This is a genomic window from Acidobacteriota bacterium (assembly GCA_034211275.1).
Taxonomy (GTDB): domain Bacteria; phylum Acidobacteriota; class Thermoanaerobaculia; order Multivoradales; family JAHZIX01; genus JAGQSE01.
Genome location: JAXHTF010000128.1, coordinates 1 through 19,533 on the forward strand (window position 1 = coordinate 1; position 19,533 = coordinate 19,533).

12 protein-coding genes are annotated in these 19,533 nt (G+C 66.0%); 5 read left to right on the forward strand and 7 right to left on the reverse strand.

Annotated elements, in window-relative coordinates:
* The 3 genes from SX243_17600 to SX243_17610 form a co-directional block, all read right to left on the reverse strand.
* Window positions 1-1,559, reverse strand: a 1,559-nt coding sequence (locus tag SX243_17600) for a methylmalonyl-CoA mutase family protein (protein ID MDY7094790.1), incomplete at its 3' end; no start/stop codon positions are given.
* A gap of 52 nt (window positions 1,560-1,611) precedes the next feature.
* Window positions 1,612-2,787, reverse strand: a complete 1,176-nt coding sequence (locus SX243_17605; protein ID MDY7094791.1) for an acyl-CoA dehydrogenase family protein — start codon at window positions 2,785-2,787, stop codon at window positions 1,612-1,614.
* Between the two features lie 9 nt (window positions 2,788-2,796).
* A complete protein-coding gene (locus SX243_17610) occupies window positions 2,797-3,942 on the reverse strand; it encodes an acyl-CoA dehydrogenase (protein ID MDY7094792.1) in 1,146 nt (381 codons plus the stop codon).
* 716 nt (window positions 3,943-4,658) lie between these two features.
* Between SX243_17610 and SX243_17615 the strand changes: the two genes are divergently transcribed.
* The 5 genes from SX243_17615 (at window position 4,659) to SX243_17635 (ending at window position 10,079) form a co-directional block, all read left to right on the forward strand.
* Window positions 4,659-4,889, forward strand: coding sequence for a hypothetical protein (locus SX243_17615; protein MDY7094793.1), 231 nt, complete (start codon window positions 4,659-4,661; stop codon window positions 4,887-4,889).
* A 163-nt stretch (window positions 4,890-5,052) separates the two neighbouring features.
* A complete protein-coding gene (locus tag SX243_17620; protein ID MDY7094794.1) occupies window positions 5,053-5,268 on the forward strand; it encodes a hypothetical protein in 216 nt (71 codons plus the stop codon).
* Window positions 5,269-5,402: 134 nt separating this feature from the next.
* Window positions 5,403-8,627 carry a type 2 lanthipeptide synthetase LanM family protein gene (locus tag SX243_17625; GenBank protein MDY7094795.1) on the forward strand — a complete coding sequence of 1,075 codons (3,225 nt, stop codon included), beginning with the start codon at window positions 5,403-5,405 and terminating at the stop codon, window positions 8,625-8,627.
* 253 nt (window positions 8,628-8,880) lie between these two features.
* Window positions 8,881-9,027, forward strand: coding sequence for a hypothetical protein (locus tag SX243_17630; GenBank protein MDY7094796.1), 147 nt, complete (start codon window positions 8,881-8,883; stop codon window positions 9,025-9,027).
* Between the two features lie 68 nt (window positions 9,028-9,095).
* Entirely contained in the window at window positions 9,096-10,079 is a 984-nt protein-coding gene (locus SX243_17635; GenBank protein MDY7094797.1) for a hypothetical protein, read from the forward strand.
* On the opposite strand, the gene SX243_17640 is transcribed toward SX243_17635, so the two are convergent.
* The 4 genes from SX243_17640 to SX243_17655 all read right to left on the reverse strand — a co-directional run.
* Window positions 10,022-13,459 (reverse strand): AAA family ATPase, encoded by a 3,438-nt coding sequence (locus SX243_17640; protein ID MDY7094798.1) that lies wholly within the window; start codon window positions 13,457-13,459, stop codon window positions 10,022-10,024. The two genes, SX243_17635 and SX243_17640, sit on opposite strands and share 58 nt — an antisense overlap.
* 124 nt (window positions 13,460-13,583) lie before the next feature.
* Entirely contained in the window at window positions 13,584-16,673 is a 3,090-nt protein-coding gene (locus tag SX243_17645; GenBank protein ID MDY7094799.1) for an NHLP bacteriocin export ABC transporter permease/ATPase subunit, read from the reverse strand.
* Window positions 16,663-18,873, reverse strand: coding sequence for an NHLP family bacteriocin export ABC transporter peptidase/permease/ATPase subunit (locus SX243_17650; protein MDY7094800.1), 2,211 nt, complete (start codon window positions 18,871-18,873; stop codon window positions 16,663-16,665). Before SX243_17650 ends, SX243_17645 begins: the two co-directional genes overlap by 11 nt.
* A gap of 25 nt (window positions 18,874-18,898) precedes the next feature.
* The coding region (locus SX243_17655) for an NHLP bacteriocin system secretion protein (GenBank protein ID MDY7094801.1) at window positions 18,899-19,533 on the reverse strand (635 nt) is incomplete at its 5' end.

Sequence of the window (19,533 nt, forward strand, 5' to 3'; positions counted from 1 at the left end):
GTGGTGTCGCTCTGGGCCGGCGTCTTCGAAGGCGCCTTCGACGACGGGGGCTTCGACGGGGGCGGCGCCCTCCGCAGCTCTTCGACCAGAGCCCGAGCGCCGGACCAGCCCGCCGGCACCGCCACCGGAGCCTCGGCCGTAGCGAATTCGCTGGCCCCTACCAGCGGCTTGCGCCGCGTGGCCACCGCCTTGTGTCGTTGGCCGGCGGCTTCTTCCAGCCGCGCCTCCACTCGGCCACCTCGCAGACACTCGGCCATCCCGCCGGCCGCTTCTACCTCCTGGAAGAGCGCCCAGGCCGCCCGCGCGAGATCGTCGGTGAGCTGCTCCAAATACCAGCTTCCCCCGGCGGCATCCTCCACCCGATCCAGGTAGCTCTCCTCCCGCAGGATCAACTGGGTGTTGAGGGCCAGCCGCTCTGCCCGCGCCGACGGAGCGCCGCCGGCCGCGGCGTCGTAGGGCAGGATCGTCAGGCTGTCGGCTCCTCCGGCAGCGGCGGCGAAGCCGGCGGTGGTGCCCCGCACCAGGTTGACCTGGGGATCGAGGAGGGAAAGCTCGCGCCAAGAGGTCTGGGCGTGGAGCTCTATCCGCAGAGTTTCACTTTCCCCATCGGCGACGGTTCCCCCAGCCGCCTCGACTACCCGGGTCCAAAGCCGGCGAGCGGCACGCAACTTGGCGATCTCGAGAAAGAGATCGCTGCCGACGGAGAGCTGGAAGAGGATTTGCCCCGCCGCCCGGTCGATATCCAAAGAGCCTTCGTCCACCAGCCAGCGCAGATAGTCGGTGCCGGTGGCCAGAGCGTAGGCCAGCTCCTCCACCGCCGAGGCTCCGGCGTCGTGGTAGGGCCGGGTCGAGACCAGCGCCGCTCGCAGGCGGGGGTTCTCAGGGCTGGAGCTCGTGGAGCTGGTCCAAGACGCCAGCTCCCGCAACTGTCCCGCCGCCTCGCCAAGGGATCCCGGCAGCCGGCCTTCGGCAGCCAAGGTCCCCAGCGCATCCGCACCCAAGCAGCCACTCAGCTCTTCCTCCGCTACGCCGCGGCGCTTCGCCAGCGCCCGCAACGCCGCTGCAGCCGCCAACGTCCCCGCCCCCGGCTCCAGGTACACCCGCTGGTTTGCGAGGTCGACGCCGGCGAGGGCCTGCTCTAGATCCCCGAGTCGGTGGATCGCCGCACCGTCCCAACCCACCTCGTCGCAGCACCGCTCCTTCGCCGCCGCCACCGGATCCAGTCCCTGGCGGAACGCCTGATCGAAGCGCAGCCAGACGCCGTCCAGGCCCCGGCCGGCAGTGGCCTCCAGAGCTTGGGAGACCTGCTCCGCCGACGGCCCCAACAGCTGCTGAACCGTGCGCCAATGACCGGTGAGGGATTGACGGCCCGGCAGCGTTCCGGAGTGGCTGTTCTCGGCGGTGTAGAGGGGCTCGACGGTGAGTCCCTCGAGGGTACGAGTAGCTAGGGCGCGGTGAACGTCGGCACCGCCCAGGGCCTTCTCGACCTTGCGGCGCCAGTGTTCATAGCCCGAGCCGCCATAGCTCGGGTGTTCGTCGGTTGTGGGACGAGAGCTCACGATGGACTCCTCCCCGCTCCAAAACCCTGAGTCCGACTGAGGGAGCGGCGGATCAGTCTCGGAGTAGGTGACGGGCGATGACCAGCCGCTGCATCTCGCTGGTGCCCTCGTAAATGGTGGTCACGCGCACGTCGCGGTATAGACGGGCGATCTCGTACTCTTCACAGAAACCGTTGCCGCCGTGGATCTGCAATGCCGCGGCGGTGGCCCGGTTGGCGGCCTCGCTGGCGTAGACCTTGGCCTCGGAGGCTAAGCGTCCAGCCCGGGAGCTGCCCTCCGGCAGGCTGGCGGCATACTGGGTCAGGGTGCGCGCCGCCGCCAGCTCGGTGGCGATGTTGGCGATGGAAAACTGAATCGCCTGATGCTTCGCGATGGGTACGTCGAATTGCACCCGCTCCTTGGCGTATTCCACTGCCAGCTCCAGGGCCCTCTGGTGGATGCCCACGGATTGGGCGGCGATGCCCAGCCGGGAATGGTCGAGGGTCGCCAGGGCGACGTTCATCCCCTTGTTCAGCTTCCCCACCAGGTAGTGGTCGGGGATTCGCACGCCGGTGAGATAGATGGGCGCGGTGCGCGACGAGCGCAGGCCCAGCTTCTCCTCCGGCGTACCGACGCTGAAACCCTCGGCGTCAGCGGGCACCACGAAGGCGCTGATGCCCCGCTTCCCCGCCTCCGGATCGGTCTTGGCCAGCACGACGAAGTAGCGCGCGAATCCGGCGTTGGTGATCCACGCCTTCTCGCCGTCCAGCACCCAGGAGTCGCCGTCCTTGCGAGCGGTGGTGCGCATGGCGCCGGCGTCGCTGCCGGAACCCGGCTCGGTGAGGCCGAAGCCGCCGATGCACTCGCCGGAGGCTAGCTCCTCGAGGATGGTGCTCTTGACCTCCTCGGTGGCGAATTGGGCCAGCGGCCAGCAGCACACCGAGTTGGTGACGCTCATGGTCACCGACACCGACGGCGAGACCCGCGCCAGCTCCTCCACCGCCATGCAGTAGGTCAGCGGATCGAGCCCGGCACCGCCGTACTCCTCCGGCACCATCATCCCCAGCATCCCCAGCTCGCCGAGCTCGGTGATGATCTCTTCGGGGAACTCGTGGTCGACGTCGCGCTGCCGCTCGCCGGGCTGGATGCGCTCCTCGGCGAAGCGCCGCACCTGCTCGCGGATCAGCTCCTGATCTTCGGAGAAGGAGAAGTCAATCCCCGGCTCCGCTGCTTCCAGGACCTCGGTCATGGTCCCTCCTCAGCTCTTGTTGAGCACCCAGTCGGAGATCACCATGCGGTGGATCTCGCTGGTGCCCTCGTAGATCTCGGTGATGCGGGCGTCGCGGAAGTAGCGCTCGACGTTGTAATCCTTGGTGTAGCCGTAGCCGCCGTGGATCTGCAGCGCCTTGTTGGTCACCCGCTGGGCCATCTCCGCCGCGTACAGCTTGGCGTGGGCCGCCTCCAGGGTGTAGCGCCGCTGGTTGGTCTTGGCCCAGGCAGCCTTCCAGGTCAGCAGCCGGGCGGCATCGAGCTCGGTGGCCATGTCCGCCAGGTAGAACTGAATGGCCTGGAAGTCGCTCAGCGAGTGGCCGAATTGCTCGCGCTCTTTGGCGTAGGTCACCGCCTCCTCGAAGGCCCCTTGAGCGATGCCCACGGCCTGCGCCGCGATGCCCACCCGGCCCCCGTCGAGGGTGCCCATGGCGACCTTGAAGCCCTCACCCTCCTCACCCAAACGCCAGGCGGCGGGAACCCGCATGTCCTCGAAGGCCAGCTCGGTAGTGCCGGAGGCGTTGACCCCGAGCTTGAACTCGTGGCCGCCGTGGCTATACCCCTCGGTATCCGCCGGCACCAAGAAGGCAGTGATGCCCTTGTGCCTTTTCTCCGGGTCGACGGTGGCGAAGACCAGTGCGATATCGGCGTCGGTGCCGTTGGTGATGAAGACCTTGTTGCCGTTGAGGATGTAGTCATCCCCATCCTTCTTCGCCGTCGTCCGCAACGCCGCCGCGTCGGAACCGGCGCCGGGCTCGGTGAGGGCGAAGCAGCCCAACTTCTCGCCGCTGGCCATGGGCTTGAGGAATTGCTCCTTCTGCGCGTCGTTGCCGAAGCGCAGCACCGGATCGCAGACCAGCGAGTTGTTCACCGACAGGATCACGCCGCTGGAAGCGCACACCCGGCTGATCTCCTCGATCACCAGGCAGTAGGAGACCATGTCCATCCCCGACCCACCCCATTCCTCGGGCACGTAGACGCCGGTCAGGCCCATCTCCCCGGCCTGATGGAAGAAGTCCTTCGGGAACTCCCCACTCTCGTCAATCTCCTTCGCCCGCGGCTTCACCACCTCTTCCGCAAAGCGCCGCACCTCGTCCTTGAGCAGCTGCTGCTCCTCGGTCAATTCGATCTGCATGGTCTCGTATCCTTCCTGGTCAACCGGCCACCGGCACCTCGTCAGGCACCCCGGCCGTAGAGTCTTCCTTCCGTCCGCTCCCTCGTCCAAGTGATCCGCAAGGCGAAAATCATGAGGAAGGCCGCGGAGGCGCGGCCTTTGGAATGGTAGCAGGTTTGGGGCGGGAGGAAAGTAAGCTGTGAAGTCTTGACAGTAGGAGCTGCCCTCAAAGCTTCTGCCACCTTCTTTGTCCCTCCTCGCGCCCAACGCGAAGCTAAATCTTGTCCATTGACATTGACCTCGCTGAATCCTAGCGAAGTACAGAGCGAATCCTGAAAAGGCCCCCACAAGGAGCTTCTATCGGAGGGGCACCCGCAAACCGTTTGACACCAGAACAACGATAATGCTATAAACTGCATGTTATGAAATTAAGATACTCTTATCCTCAGTTCGATGCATCTTTGAATTATCGGATTCTCCTGTTACCGATCCAGCCAAAGGAGCGCTTCCGGTGTGCTACCCAAAAATCCTCGTGTCGTCCGGCTCGTTGAGTTCCCGATGCGCGGTGACCGCAAGACCCTTCGGCACGTTTTGCGGCCTATCAAACGGTGCTCTCTAGAGCATCGATCTCACCATCGCAACTCCCTTCGCGCTCGGCTTCGGCCTAGACCGTGATCGAGCCCCGCTCCACGGGAGTTGCGGAAACCTCAACCCTGTATCTAGAGAAGGGAGAAGCTATGACCCGTAAAGACAAAGAAGAACAGATCAAGTCCTGGAAAGAGGGGGAAGCCACCGGTCCCGCCGGTGACATCGAGTTGGATGATTCCGATCTGGAGAACGCCTCCGGTGGCGTACTTGAAGGCACGAATCACAACGGCACCTCGGGCTGCTGTGGCAACACCGAGGGCACTGGTTCCTGCGAGGGCGGTACCTCCGGTTGCTGCGATGACACTCCCGTCATTAGTTAGGCTGCAGAGTGTGGCGGTGCTGAGTCGCCATGCTTGCTGTCCCATGGACCGCGTACCTTGGCATTCTCGGGGTGCGTAGTCCTTTTAACTAAGACGAGCAAAATCTGCCCCCCCCCCCAGGGGGCAGCCTCAATCAACCTTGTATCGACATAAGGAGAAGAAGATGGCTCAGAAAGACAGCGAAGAACAGATCAAGTCCTGGAAAGAAGGGGAAGCTACCGGTCCCGCCGGTGATGTCGAGCTGGATGATTCCGATCTGGAAAATGCCTCCGGTGGCACCGCCATCATCGCGGGCACGAACCACAATGGTACCTCTGGCTGCTGTGGCGATACTGAGGATACCGGATCCTGCGAAGGCGGTACTTCCGGTTGCTGCTGAGGCCCAGTAAGTTATCAAGCGCATCGTTGCTGAGCCTCTGTGCTTGACACCACACAAGCCACGCACCCCGCCTTGCCGGGGTGCGTGGCGCTTCTCTGTAAGTCTGTAAGTAAGAAACCGCCAGGCAGAGCGCCATGACCGCCAAACCCTTTCACACCCCGAATTACTTCCTGGCCCTGAACCTGGAGGAGCGAACACCGCTTGATCGTCCTCCCGCGGTGCGGGACATTGACGAGGCCCGGGGCGAAGCGAGGCTGAACAAGTGGCGCGCCACGCGACCTTTCGAAGATAAGGAGATTCTGGCGGCGCGGCTGGCTGACGATGGCTTGGATGAAGCGGGATTCCGCACGTTGCTGGGCGAGTCGGCGGAGAGTCTGGCGGCGCGGGCGGGTGAGATGCCGTCCTGGATGACGCGTTTCGCCGGAGCTTACGCACCCGATGCGGGCCTGCCCGAACCGCCGGATCCCGACCTCGACCGCTTTGGGGCGACGGGCGGCTTTTTCAACTTGGTACGGCCCCTCTATGCTATGGGTTATCACGAGCTGCAGGCGGGCATCGACGCACTGGCCCGCGCTCATGACGACCTGCCCTTCAACCCCAAGTCAATCGCTAGGACCATGAGTCTGTTTCTGCCCCGGCCGATGCTCAATGCCATGACGCGCACGCTGATCCACGAGATCAACGTGGCTCGTTTGCGCCAGGAGCTCAGCGGTGAGACGGGCGAGGAACGCTTTGCCTGTTTTGTCGCTTCCCTCGAGCGCACGGATGTGCGAGCACGCCTATTCGCGGAGTACCCGGTGCTAGCTCGTAACCTGTTGCGTATGGTCGATTACTGGAAGCGGGCCTGCTTGGAGTTTCTCACCCACCTCAGTCGTGATTGGGCCGATATCCAGACAACCTTCTTCGATGGCCAGTCCCCAGGCCCACTGGCCGAGCTGACCATGGGCGAGGGTGACACCCACCGGGGCGGTCGCACGGTGATCAGTCTACGCTTTCAGTCGGACGACAGACTGATCTACAAGCCTCGTTCCCTAGCGGTGGAGCGCCATTTTCAGAAGCTGCTGACCTGGCTCAACGCGCGCAGTGACCTGCCCGATTTTCGCCCACTTGTTGTGCTTGATCGCGAGGATCGAGGTTGGGTCGAGTTTGCCGAGCACAAAGGCTGCGACACCACCGAGCAGCTGACACGTTTCTATCTGCGCCAGGGCGCCTACCTGGCCCTGCTCTATGCCCTGGAAGCCAACGACTTCCATTCTGAGAACCTAATTGCCTCGGGCGAGCACCCCGTTCTGGTGGACCTGGAATCTCTTTTCCAGCCGCGCCTGCTGGAGGACATACCCGCTGAGAAGCGCCGGGGCATCGGCTATTTTATTGCTTTTTCAGTACTGCGCATCGGTATGTTGCCTCGTCAGAGCAAGCAGGAAGACTACGATGGCAGCGGTCTGGGCCATACCCGTCAGCAATTGAGCCCGGTGCCTATCGTGCGTTGGGACAATGAGGGCACCGACGAGATGAAGGTGGTGCGCAAGCGTATTCCGCTCAAGGCCCGCGAGAACCTACCCCGGTTGGGCAAGGAACCGATCCGCGTGCTGGATTACAGCGATCAGATCGAGTCGGGTTTCGTGCGCATGTACCAATGTCTGATCGACCAACGCGAGGCGTTGCTCGGACCGAACTCACCGCTGGCCGCCTTCGCCGAAGACGAGGTGCGTGTGATCCTGCGACCCACCAATGTCTATACGCGCATGCTGGTCGAGGCGACACACCCGATTCTATTGCGCGACGCGCTGGACCGCGAGCGCTTCCTGGATCGGCTCTGGTTGGGCACGCTGAAGAACAAGACAATCTCGCACCTGGTCGCCCACGAGAAGCGTGATCTGGCCTGTAACGACGTACCGCTCTTCACCACGCGGCCGGGAAGCCGCGACCTATTCAGTGCGCCCGGAGTGCCGGTCTCTGACTTTCTCGAGTGCTGTCCGATGGATGCGGTGCGTGCGCGGATCGAAGCCATGGATGCCCGGGACATGGAGTGGCAGCGGCGGCTGATTCGGGGCTCATTGACTGCGCTCGGCATGGGTGAGGGTCATCTGAGCTGGGGTTCTTATGAGCCGGTTGCAGACCCACCGGCGACAACGCACGAGACCCTGGCGGCGGCGGCCCAGAGGATAGGGGATCGTCTGGTAGATCTGGCTTTCGTCGATGGCGACAAGGCGGATTGGATGTGCCTCAACATGGTGGGCGACCGCCATTGGAGCCTGCGTCCCGCGGACTGGGACTTCTACAATGGCCTGCCAGGCATAATCCTCTTCCTGGCCTATCTGGGCCAGATTGCCGGTGAAGTCAGTTACACGGATCTAGCGCATCGGGGGCTGGAGAGCTTACGGGACCGAATCCCTACCGAGGAGGTGGATGAGGTTCCCCTGCTGGGCCTTAGCGGTCTGGGTGGAGTGATTTACTGCTATTCCCATCTGGGGGCACTATGGCAGGACGCGGGGCTGTCAGCGGAGGCAAAAACCTTGGCGGAGGCCCTTCCCGAGCATCTGGATTCCTGTCCGGCCGACGATGTCATCGGTGGTGCCGCAGGCGCGATCATGGCCCTACTGGCACTGCACCGGCTCACGGAATCAGAGCGCTTGTTGGACATCGCTCGCCTCTGCGCCGATCACCTTCTAACCCAGGCTCGTCCTATGGAGCGGGGCCTGGGTTGGTGCGAGGAGGGCGGCCTGGCCCTGGGCGGCTTCTCCCACGGCAGCTCGGGCTATGCCCTGGTACTCCTAGCCCTGGCGGATGCTTGTGATCACGCCCCTTACGCAGAGGCCGCCCACGAGGCCTTGCGCTACGAGCGCACCCTGTTCTCGGAGTCCCGCGCCAACTGGTACGACCTACGCGAAAAGAAGAGCTTCCAGGAAGCGGTCGACAAGCAGAGCTTTATGACCGCCTGGTGCCACGGTGCGCCCGGCATCGGCTTGGCCCGGCTGGCGATGCTACCCTTTCTGGATACCCCAGAAACGCGCGCCGAACTCGCGGTCGCCCTGACAACGACTCGTCACCAGGGGTTCGGTGGAAACCACAGCCTTTGCCACGGTGACTTGGGCAACCTGGAGCTGCTCTTCGAGGCGGGCCGGGTGCTCGACGACGCGGAGCTACAGTCGCAGGTGGAGCACATCACAGCAGTGATTCTTGCAAGTTCTGAAGAGCACGGCTGGATGTGCGGTGTGCCCATGGGCGTGGAAACGCCCGGCTTCATGACCGGCCTCGCCGGCATCGGCTATCAACTCCTGCGCCTGACCCATCCCGACCAACTACCCTCGGTACTTTCCCTCGCGGCACCGCGCGTGCTGCAGGCCGTTGTTGCATGAATCTGACCACGCCGAGAAGACCGAGGTTGGTGCCGCCGACCATGCTCTGATGGCCTCAGAATTTGGCTGACCACCCCTCATCCCTCTGACGGGAGATCTACTAGGGCCTAAGCGAGTTCTACCGCACTGGCAAATGTGCTATTTTGCTGTCTACGGCTTATGCTGCATAGGAAGGCAAGATGAGTTTGATGAGGCTTGAGGCGTTATGCTGAAAGATGGCTCGACCACAAAAAATCAGACTGAGGAAAAGCTCATGTCAGACGAAGCTCAGAACCGCACAGAATCCTCGCCCCCCTCCACCGACGAGCTCACCGACGACGACCTGGACCAGGTCGCCGGTGGCTGGACCGGTGAAGGTGGGGGTGATGGCGGCGATGACGGCAGCACCACTGGCGGCTGAGAGAGTTTCCTTCTAAGGGCCAACCGCTACGGATGACGGCCGGGCACTCCGAGCGTCCAAGAGGATTCTTGTCTCCCTCGATTTTCTCTACGCGCCCGAGCACTGGCCATTGGCTGCGCCTGGTCCGGCTCCCCTCCCCCCTTGTTTCCAGCCCCTCCTGGGCTCGGATCGCCGACCTCACCGAGTTCCTGCCGCTGGAGTCCATGCTCGCCTTCGAGCTGCGTCTCTGGCCGGGACGAGGATCGCTCTTTCCCGGTGCCGTCGACCTCTCCTGCCGGCTGCTTCCATCTCGGCTCCCCGACTTCAACCCACCCACCATCGATCTGCCCCCAACGCTGGCCGAGCCGCCGCCTGTGAAGGTGCGAGAGCTCTGGCTGGCCTTCGACTCGCCGACCTCACCTTCCTACCGGCCCTCCGTTTACGCTCGCCTGAGCAAGAAATTCCCCTTCCGCGAGCAACTACCGAAGCTTCTCCAGCTCCTGGGCGCCGGCCCCAGCCTGGCTTCTGAAGGCCTGATCGGCGTTCTCGATCAGATCGCCAACGCCGGTGGGCACGTCGCCTTCCTCGGCTCCATGCATGCCCGACCCGCGAACCCTCTGCGGCTGGAGATCTTCGGCATCAGAGGCTCCGACCTCCAGGAGCTTCTGAGACAGCTGGAGACCCCTGGCGGAGCGCAGCTAGTTGAGGCCGAGGAAGAGCTGCTCGATGGGATCGAGAAGACCCATCTGGCCATCGACTGGACCCCCGAAGGCGTAGGAGAGCGCATCGGCGTGGAGCTGTCCTACGAACACATCCCGGGTCGGGAGCCGGGGTGGGAGCGGCTTTTCGACCGGTTGGAGGCCCGGGGGCTGTGCACCGCCGAGCAGCGGGAGGTGGCATTGGGGTGGACGGGGTCGGAGCGGCTCGAGGGGTACGAGCCCTTTACCCACCTGGCCCGGGCGGTCAGCCATGTCAAGCTGGTGCTGGATCCGCGGAGGCCAGCGGCGGCCAAGCTCTACCTGCTGGTGACACCTTGGCCCGAGGGCGCGGGGCTTGCCGCCAGCTCCCGCTGAAACTCTTCCGCCTTCGCCAAGAATTGGGGTAAGGACAGCTCTGCGAAGAGCGTGCGCGCCTCTTCTGCCGCCTGCTCGGCCTTCAGGCTCTGGCCCGTCCGGTGGAAGAGTTGGGCGAGCTCCAGGAGGGTTCGGCCTAATTTGAATCGTGCACCCAGCTGACGGTACATCTCCAGGGCGCGCTGGAGGAGCTCTTTGGCTTCCTCCTGCTGTTCCTGGGCCATCCGGACCGTGGCCAGGGAGCGGAGGGCGATGGCTTCGCCGAATGGGAAGCCGACGGAGGAGGCAGTCTCGATGGCTTGTTGGGCCATCTCGGCGGCCGCCTCGGGCTCTCCTGCAGCCAGCAGCGCCTCCGCCAGGTAGGCGCAGAACCAGCCCTGGAGCTGCGACATGCCGGCCTCTTCCATGCGCGCCACCGCCTCCGTGAGCCGACGCCGCGCCTTGGCGAAGTCGCCTTTGCGCAGGTGCGCGAAGCCGAGGAAGCCCTGGGCAGCGGCGGTGTTGAGAGGGTCTTGAGAGCTCGCCAGACCCCGTCGGCAAGCTTCCAAGCCTGCTTCCACGTCCCCCAGCGCAGCCCGCATGTAGCCGATGCTCCAGGAAGAATCGACCCGGTAGTCGTCCAAGGCCTCACCGATGCGCTGGGCTCGCTGGAGCTCGTCCAGGGCCGCCTCGACCTCGCCGAGGGCGAAGCGATTGAAGCCCGCTACCCAATGGGCCTGGCCTTGCCACCACGCTTCGCCGGTGCGCTCCAGAAGCACCACGGCCCGCTGACTGTGCTCGGCGCCGGAGGCGAAGTTTCCGGACCAGAAGCCATTCCGGCCCAGAACGTAGGAGGCCTTGGCCTCGATGGCTTGATCGCCGCTCTCCTGGGCCGCTCGGATCGCCGCGTGAGCATTTTCCACGGCGGCCTCGCTGTGGCCCAGATAGCTGTGGGTGTGGGCGAGCCAGAAGTAGAAGCCCGCCTCCAGACCTCGATTCTCGACCGTCTCCAACCTCGGCTGGTGGGCTTCCAGGAGCTCGAGAGTCTCGCCGAAGCGGGCCAGGGGAAAAAGGGAGGCGCAGAGCTGAAGCACCAGCTCGAGGGCTCGCCGGTTCCGATCTTGCGACAGGTTCTCGGCCTGGGCCACCGCCTCCCGCAGGGCCGCCGCCGCCTCGGGATGAGCGTAGCTCTCCACTGCCTGAGCCGCCAGCCGGCTGAGGTAATACACCGTCTTGTCCGGGTCGCCGGCGCGGGGGAAGTGGTAGACCAGGCGATCATAGACTGTTTCCAGACGCTCGGCGTAGAGTTCCTCCAGCGTTGCTCCCGCCAGTTGGTGGAGACGCCGTCGCTCTTCTTCGAGCTGGCTCTCGTAGACCACTTCCTGCATCAGCGCATGCTGGAAGACGTAGCTGTCCCGCTGGCCGCCGGGTACCTGGGCGAGGAATTCCTGCCGTTGGAGCTCGTCGAGCAGCGGTGCCAGGTCGTCCGCTCGCCGCCAAAGGCGCTGGAGAAGGTCGACATCGATCTGCTCCCCAAGCGCCGACGCGGTGCGCAGCAGATCCTTGTGTCGCGCCGGCAAGCGGTCGACCCGGCTCATGAGTAGGCCCTGGAGGGTATCCGGCAGCGGCTCGTCCCGGCCCTTGGCTGGCTTCTCGGACTGGTCCTGCTTTGCTGACTGGCCCTGCTTTGCTGACTGGCTCAGCTTTGCTGACTGGCTCTGCTTTGCTGACTGGCCCTGCTTTGCTGACTGGCGCAGCGAGCGCGCCAGCTCGATGAGGAAGAGGGGGTTGCCGTCCGCCTTGGCGAGGAGCTTGGAGACCTCCGGCGACCGGGCCTCCGCATCGTGCTCGATGAGACGGTCGACGATCTCCCGGCTCTCTTCCTCCCCTAGCCGCCGCAGGGCGATCTGCGTGCTGTAAGAAAGGTGGGACCAGCGGGGGCGGTAACCGGGGCGGTAGCTCAGCAGCAGCAGCACCGGCGCCGCCGACAGGCGCTCTACCAGCGAGGCGAGTAGCTCTTCCGAAGTGGCATCGATCCAATGCAGATCCTCGATCTCGAGCACCAGGAAGCGTTGCCGGCTCAAGGCCAGGAGCAGCGTGCGCACAGCCTCGAAGATCTTCTGTTGGATGACGAAGGGCTCCATTCCGCCGACCGCTGCCCGCGCCCCGGGCAGTCTGAGCAGGACTGCCAGGAACCGGGCCGTGGAATCCACCGTCTCGGGATCTCCGATCCCTCGACGCTCCAGCAGCCCGGCGAGCTCGGACTCGCTGGCCGGAGCCTCCGCCGCTCCCAAGCCTTGGCGAACCAAAGGCACCAGCGGCAGATAGGGGATCTGGGTGCCATAGGCCGAGCACTCGCTGCGCAGGTGCAGCGCCTCGTGCTGCGCCATCTCGACCGCAAACTCTTGCAGCAGGCGGGACTTCCCCACCCCACCGGATCCCGCAATGCCTACCACCTGCCCATGGCCGGCAGCGGCCTGGCGGGCGAGCTGTTGGAGGGTTTCCAGCTCGTGACGCCGGCCGACGAAGGTCCCGGCCGACGACCGATCATCTCCACTCTGCGGCCGAGCCTCAGATCGCAGTCGTAGCAGGCGCAAAGGCGGCGGGGAACCCGAGGGCGAACGCCAGCGGCCCTCCGCCAGCTCGTCGTCGGAGAATGCTTCGGTCTCCACCAGGGAGTCCACCAGCTCGGCCAGCTCGGCACTGATCAACATTTCCCCTCCGCGGGCGATGGACTGCAGATGCTCGGCGCGGCGGGTCGGGGCTCCAACGATGGTGGTCTCCCCCTGCCCCACCACCACGCTCCCCACGTCGAGCCCCATGCGCACCCGGGCTCCGCGAAGGGACGATTCTCCGGTCATCGCTCCGTGGAGGGCCAATGCCGCCAGCACGCAGCGCTGGGGATAGTCCTCCAGGCTCACCGGGGCACCGAAGAAGGCGCTGAGTCCCTTGCCGGGGATCGGCTGGATCCAGGCTTCGTAGGGCTCCAGCTCCGCCCGGGCGATGCGCAGGAAGCTCTGCAGAGCGCCGTGCTCGCTCTCCGGCGAGGCGCTCTCTCCGACCTCACCGAAGAGCAGCTCGCAGAAGAGCACCGCGGCGCGCTTCCGTTCCCCGGAGGCAGTCTTTGCCCTGGCATCTCCAGCCGCCGGAGCTTCTGGAGTCGAATGCTGCGCCGGTGGGGGCGATGCCGGCGCCGGCGCCGGCTCCTTCTGCCCTTCCTCCGCACTGGAGTCGGGAACTGAGCCACTGACGATGAGGGAGGTCCCGCAGTGATTGCAGAATCTGAACGTCGGATCGCAGGAGGAGCCACAGGCCGGACAAACGACTTCGAGGCCGGAGCCGCATTGGCCGCAGAAGCGGCTCTTGGGGGGATTCTCGAAGCTACATCGGGGGCATTGCATCGGATATCACACCATCAGCGCAGATCAGAAGACTCGAAACTCATATCCATCCTAATCTATTGCCGGGCCAGGGCCGAGAGCGAGACCAGGCCCGAGACTGAGTGAGACAGAGGATCCCGAGAGCTCATACCATCTGCCGGCGGGCCAGGCGATAGAAGAGGCCGCCGGCCGCCACCAGCTCGTCATAGCTCCCCTGCTCCGCCACCCGCCCGCGGTCGAGAACATAGATGCGGTCGGCGTGGCGAATGGTGCTCAAGCGGTGAGCCACCACGATGCGGGTGGCCTTGAGCTGGGCCAGGCTTTGGCTGACGATCTCCTGGGTGCGGTTGTCCAGAGCGCTGGTGGCCTCGTCGAAGAAGAGCAGGCGGGGCCGCTGGACCAGCGCCCGGGCGATGATCAGGCGCTGCTTCTGCCCGCCGGAGAAGGTGCCGGCGCCCTCGCTCACCACGGTCTCCATCCCCATGGGCATGGCGCGAATATCCTCCGCCAGGCCGGCCATGCGCGCCGCCTCCCAGGCGCGATCCTGACCCAGCGGCGCGTTGCCGACGATATTGCTCAGGATGGTGCCGGTCATGGGTTTGGCGTCTTGGAGCACGACGCCGATCTGCCGGCGCACCGATTGGATCTCCAAGGAGGCCAGATCCTGGCCGTCGAAGTAGATGGAGCCCGCCTCCGGCTGCTCAAAGCCCAGGAGCAGGCGCAGGCAGGTGGATTTGCCGGCGCCGGAGGGGCCCACCAGGGCGATGAACTCCCCCGGATCGGCGTGCAGCGACACACCGTCCAGAATCGGCGGGCTGTCCCGCTGGTAGCGGAAGGTCACCTGGTTGAGCTCCACGCCCCCCAGGAGCTCGCCGGCGGGGATCTTGAGCTCGTCCACCTCCGGGGCGGCGTCGAGGATCGGTTTGAGGCGCTCGTAGGTGGGCACCACCGCCAGCAGCCCGGAAATGGTGGAGATAGCCCCCAGGGCCGCCGCCTGGAATTGACCGAAGGCGGCGTTGAAGGCCAGCAGCTCGTGCACCGGCATCTGAGCCTGCATGGAGATCCCCACCACGGCGAAGATCACCAACGTCGAGCCCAGGCCGTAGATAGCGCTGAACACCGCCTGGGCGATGGCCAGCCGGCGGGCTCGGATGGTCTCCCGGCGTTGGTCGGAGAAGCCCTCCGCCCAGCGGGCGAAGGCCCGCGCCTCAGCGCCGGCGATGCGTAGTTTGGAGATGCCGCGGATGAGACTGAAGACCACGCTCTCCAGCCGTCCCTGGAGCTTCAGCACCACTCGCTGGCGGCGCAGCTGGAGCACCGAGAGGAAGACGCTCACCAAGAGCAGCAGGAGCACCATCCCGGTGGCCGCCAGCGCCAGCCGCCAGCTGTAGTAGAAGAGAATGGCGAAGCTGAAGACCGAGAAGACCGCGCTCAGGGCGGAGGTCAGCACGTTGCCGGTGATCATCGCCCGGATGGTCTCGATGCCCAGGGAGCGCACCGCCAGATCGCCGACGGTGTAGCGGCGGAAGAAGGAGACCGGCAGCGAGAGAAGACGATCCCACACCGCGCTCTGCAGCCAGCCCTCGAGGCGACCGCTGGTGTGCAGCACGGCAAAGCTGCGGGTGATCTGGAAGCACGCCGCCGCCACCGCCGCCACCCCTAGCGCCAGCACCATCTGGAGCAGCCGAGAGTGATCCGCCTCGGGGATGGCGTTGCCGACGATCTGGGCAGTGACGATGGGCAGCAGCACCGCCAGCAGGCCCCCGGCGGCACCGGTGGCGAGGATGATCCACAGGTCCCGCCAGCTGCCCCGCAGCCCCAACGCCGCCAGATCCCGCCAGCCTACGGCGCGCTCCGGCAGCTTGGGGTAGAACATATAGCCCGCTCCCTCGAGGGCCTCGTCCGCCGCTTCGTCCACCGGCTCCAGCCCTCCCTCCCAGGGATCCCAGAGCTGATAGCCGCCGCGGTGAGGAAGCAGCGCCACGGGACGGGCGGGGCCGCTCTCGCCCTCGGGCCGGCGAAGGAATCCCAGCAGCGGCCCGTTGTCCTGATTCCACCAGCCTTCCCGCAGGATCACCCGGCGGTGGCGCACCCGCGCCACCTGACAGAGACGATCCAGCGTGACGGTTTTCTTCTCTTCGATGCCGAGCTCCGGCGGCGCGGGGAATTTCAGCCCCAGGGTCTCGCCGACCCTTCGGCAGACGGAGAGCAGCTCCGACCCTCCTCCCTGCACCGCCGGCACCGGCAGCGCCACACCTCGAGGGTCGAGGGTGCTCGCCAGCTGCACCGCAGCACGTTGAGTGGCCTGGAGATCCAGCGCCGCCTGCCGCTCCAGGCGCGCCCGATCCGCTGACCAGCGGCGGTGACGGTCCCGCTTCAAGAGTCGCAGATAGAGACCATGGAAGGCCTCCAGGCTCTCCCAAAGGCCGCCGCTCTGGAGCAGGGAGAGAGTTCCGACGCAGGAGAGCTCGGCTCTTGGACCGGCGGTAGCGTCGTCGGTGGCTTCCTCTGCGACATCGGCCCTCTCTTGCTGCGAATCCGCCGCGTCTGAAGCTAGTTCTTCGGAGACTGGCATCTCCAGCCAGCCCATCTCCGGTACCGGCGTCAGGTAGGAGCGGGGCTCGAGGAGAAAGTCCTCCAGGCCTAGGTAGCGGGAGTTCCCGGTGACGTGGCGCACCCACACCACGGCCGTCGTTGGCCGTCCGTATCGGTGCTCTGCATCGAGGTCAACGCCGGTGCCGGGCCGCAGCTCCTGGTAGCGCTGGGGCGGGTTGGGGGGCGCCACCGCCCGCACCAGCAGGTCGACCCAATGCTCGACGGCGGCGCTCAGCTCCTCCACCGTCTGAACATCCCGGGCCAGCTGCTTGAGGCTTGGCCGCGGAACTCGGATCCATCGGCTGCCCCGGGCGGGTACCGCCAGCAGCTGGGTCGAAGGCTCGCCGACCCCCTGGCCTGTTCCTGTTGCGCCGCCGCAGGCAAAGAAAAGCTGACCCGGGCCGAGAGTCCCCAGGTGGCGCCGGGAGCCGCTTCCCTCCGCCGTCTTCTCGGTGGCGAAGAGCTCCACCGTGCCGGCTTCGACGCTCCAGGCTCCCCGCCCTTCGAGCCGCACCGGCTGCTGGGGTTTCCGAGCTTCGGCGTCTCCGCTCTCCACCAACTCCCCCAGGCGAAGCCCCAGGGAGCCCGACTCGCCCGTTGGAGAGCCCTCGTAGCCAGAGCCCGGGGGATCACTCATCATGAATCAGACGAGCGTAGGGTCCGCCCTCGTCCTTGAGCTGATCGTGGGTCCCCCGCTGCACGCCCTTGCCTGCTTCGAGCACGATGATCTCGTCGGCGTCACGGATGGTGCTCAGGCGGTGGGCGACGATGAGGCAGGTGCAGCCTCGGCGGCGCAGGTTGCGGTCGATCTCTTCCTCGGTGGCGGTGTCGAGGGCGCTGGTGGCTTCGTCGAGGACCAGCAGCGAGGGGTTGGTGACCAGGGCGCGGGCGATCTCGAGCCGCTGGCGTTGGCCGCCGCTGAAGTTGGCGCCGTCCTCCTGCACCGGGCTGTCGTAACCGCCGGCCCGTGCCGCCACCACGTCGTGGATGCAGGCGTCCCGGGCGGCGGCGATGACGTCCGGCAGGGGGACGGTCTCGTCCCACAGGGTGAGGTTGTCCCGCACCGTGCCCTCGAAAAGAAAAATATCCTGATCCACCGCCGCCAGGGAGCGCCGCAGAACCCGCCGCGGGATCTCCCCCGCCGGCCGCCCGTCGAAGAGCACCCTGCCGGACCACGGCTCCATCAGGCCGGTGACCAGCCGTGCCACGGTGGATTTGCCGCTGCCGGACCCTCCCACCAGCGCCACCCGCTGCCCCGGCTCCAGGTGTAGATGGAAGTCCTCCAGCAGCGGCGGCGCCAGGCGGCTGTAGCCGAAGGTCAACTCCTCCACCGCCAACCGCCCCTGGAGCCGCACCGGCGCCTCGGCGGGCAGCTCCTCGTCCTCCGGCCGGGTCGGCGCCAGCTCCCGCTGGGTGCGGTAGCGCAGGACGTCGTCGAGCCGCGCCAGGTCCCCTTGAGCAGTCTGCAGCCGGCCGCCGAGATTGACCAATTGGTTCACCGGCGCCACGAAGGCGGCCATCAAGAGCTGGAAGGCCAGCAGACCACCCAAGGACAGATTGCCCTGGATCACCCGCAGGCCGCCGACCCCCAGGATCACCGCGGCGTTGAGGGAGATGAGCAGTGGCGGCACGGCGTTGAGTGCGTGGGTGTAGCGTTCCAGCTCCTGGCGGATGTTGACCACCTTGCTCTGGTAGCCGGCCCAGCGGGCGAAGAAGTCCGACTCGCCGGCGGTGGCCTTGATGGTCTCGATCATCTCCAGACCGTTGAGGGCGGTGCCCTGGAGCTTTCCCCGCTCCTGCAAGAGCCGCCGGCTGGCGTCCACCCGGCGCCGGGAGACCAGCCGTAGCGCCAGCCCGTTGAAGGAGACCACCGCCACGCCCACGACGGTGAGCAGCAGGTCGTAGCGCGCCATCAGGACGACGTAGAAGACCACCGTCAGCAGCCCCAGGGTGTTGGTGGCCAGGTCCCGGGAAAGCAGCTGAGCCACCCGGTCGTTGATCCCCACCCGGGAGCTGATGTCGCCGGCGAAGCGCTGACTGAAGAACTCCGCCGGCAGCCGCAGCACGTGCCACAGGAAGCGAGCCGAGGACACCAGCGCCATACGCGTCTCCAGGCGTAGGAGATATTCCTGCTGCAACCAGGTCAGTCCTCCCAGGAGCAGCGCCGTGGCTCCCAGCAGCAGGAGCAGGGGCTGCAGCCAAGCCAGATGCTGGTCGAGGAGGACGCTGTCGATGAAGACCTTGGAGTAGACCGGCGCCGCCAGCCCCGGGATCACCAAGGCCAGCCCCGCCAGGAAGACGAAGACCAATCCCGCCCCGGCGCCCTGAAGCCTCTTGCGCAGCGCCGGCAAGAGCCGCGGCGGCGAGCCCTCACGGCGGAACTCCGGCCCCGGCTCGAAGGTCAGCACAACCCCGGTGAAGCTCTGATCCAGCTCCTCCTCGGTGACGGTGCGGGGGCCGGTGCTGGGATCGTTGAGATAGACCTTGCCGTCCTGAATCCCCTCCAGCACCAGGAAGTGGTTGAAATTCCAATGCAGAATTACCGGCATCGGCAGGGCTCGCAGCGCCGCCGGTTCTTTCTTAAAGCCCTTGGCCACCAAGCCGTAGGAGCGGGCCGCCTTGACCATATTGCTCGCCTTGCTGCCGTCCCGGGACACGCCGCAGGCGAGGCGCAACTCCTCCAGGGAGACCCAGCGGCCGTGGTAGGCGAGGATGATCCCCAACGCGGCGGCGCCGCACTCCACCGCCTCCATCTGCAGCACCGTTGGGGTTCCGGCCCGCCCGGCCCACGGTCGGCGCCGCCACCATCTCCGCAGGCGCGCTGAGAGCTCTCCTTTCATCGACACCCGCTCATAGACATCCCATTCATAGACCCAAATCCGAGCGCAGCTTGGGCAGCACCAGCCGGATGGGCCGATCCCGGCGCACCACCACGCTGCCGTTGGCCAGGGTGCCGCTGCTGATTTCCAGGTCCGGCCCCCGGGAGGACGACCAGCGATAGCCGGTGGGGGTTGCCCGATCGCGCTCCAACGTCACCTCGATCTGGATCGGCGGCCCCTCCTCCATCAGCCGGCTCACCAGATCCTCGTTGGCCAGCAGCCGGACCATGCCCCGGGCGGTGCTGGGGAACTCCGCCACCCGCTGCACCCGCCCCACCATGTAGCCGAATTCTTCCTCCCGCACCGTGCTGGGAGTAATGCGGGCGGTCATCCCCTCGCGCACCCGTTTGCCGTCGGCGGCGGAGACGAAGAGCACCGCCACCAGCTCTTCCGACACCGCCTCCAGGGTCATCACCGAGCTGCCCTCCGAAACCACGTCTCCCAGGCCCACCATCAGCTCCACCACCCGGCCGGTGTAGGGCGCCAGCAGCACCGAATCCTCCTCCAGCCGAGCCCGCAGCTCCCGCAGCTCCAAGTCCAACTCCTGAATCCGCAGCCGCTGGTCGTCGATCTGCTGGCTCAGACTCTGCTCCGCTTCGAGCAAGTCCAGGGGCAGCCCGG

What these genes read in the sequence shown, in the direction of transcription:
- SX243_17605 (MDY7094791.1), bottom strand. Translation starts at nt 2,787, where the DNA reads ATGACCGAGGTCCTGGAAGCAGCGGAGCCGGGGATTGACTTCTCCTTC.
- SX243_17610 (MDY7094792.1), bottom strand. Translation starts at nt 3,942, where the DNA reads ATGCAGATCGAATTGACCGAGGAGCAGCAGCTGCTCAAGGACGAGGTG.
- SX243_17615 (MDY7094793.1), top strand. Translation starts at nt 4,659, where the DNA reads ATGACCCGTAAAGACAAAGAAGAACAGATCAAGTCCTGGAAAGAGGGG.
- SX243_17620 (MDY7094794.1), top strand. Translation starts at nt 5,053, where the DNA reads ATGGCTCAGAAAGACAGCGAAGAACAGATCAAGTCCTGGAAAGAAGGG.
- SX243_17625 (MDY7094795.1), top strand. Translation starts at nt 5,403, where the DNA reads ATGACCGCCAAACCCTTTCACACCCCGAATTACTTCCTGGCCCTGAAC.
- SX243_17630 (MDY7094796.1), top strand. Translation starts at nt 8,881, where the DNA reads ATGTCAGACGAAGCTCAGAACCGCACAGAATCCTCGCCCCCCTCCACC.
- SX243_17640 (MDY7094798.1), bottom strand. Translation starts at nt 13,459, where the DNA reads ATGCAATGCCCCCGATGTAGCTTCGAGAATCCCCCCAAGAGCCGCTTC.
- SX243_17645 (MDY7094799.1), bottom strand. Translation starts at nt 16,673, where the DNA reads ATGATGAGTGATCCCCCGGGCTCTGGCTACGAGGGCTCTCCAACGGGC.
- SX243_17650 (MDY7094800.1), bottom strand. Translation starts at nt 18,873, where the DNA reads ATGAAAGGAGAGCTCTCAGCGCGCCTGCGGAGATGGTGGCGGCGCCGA.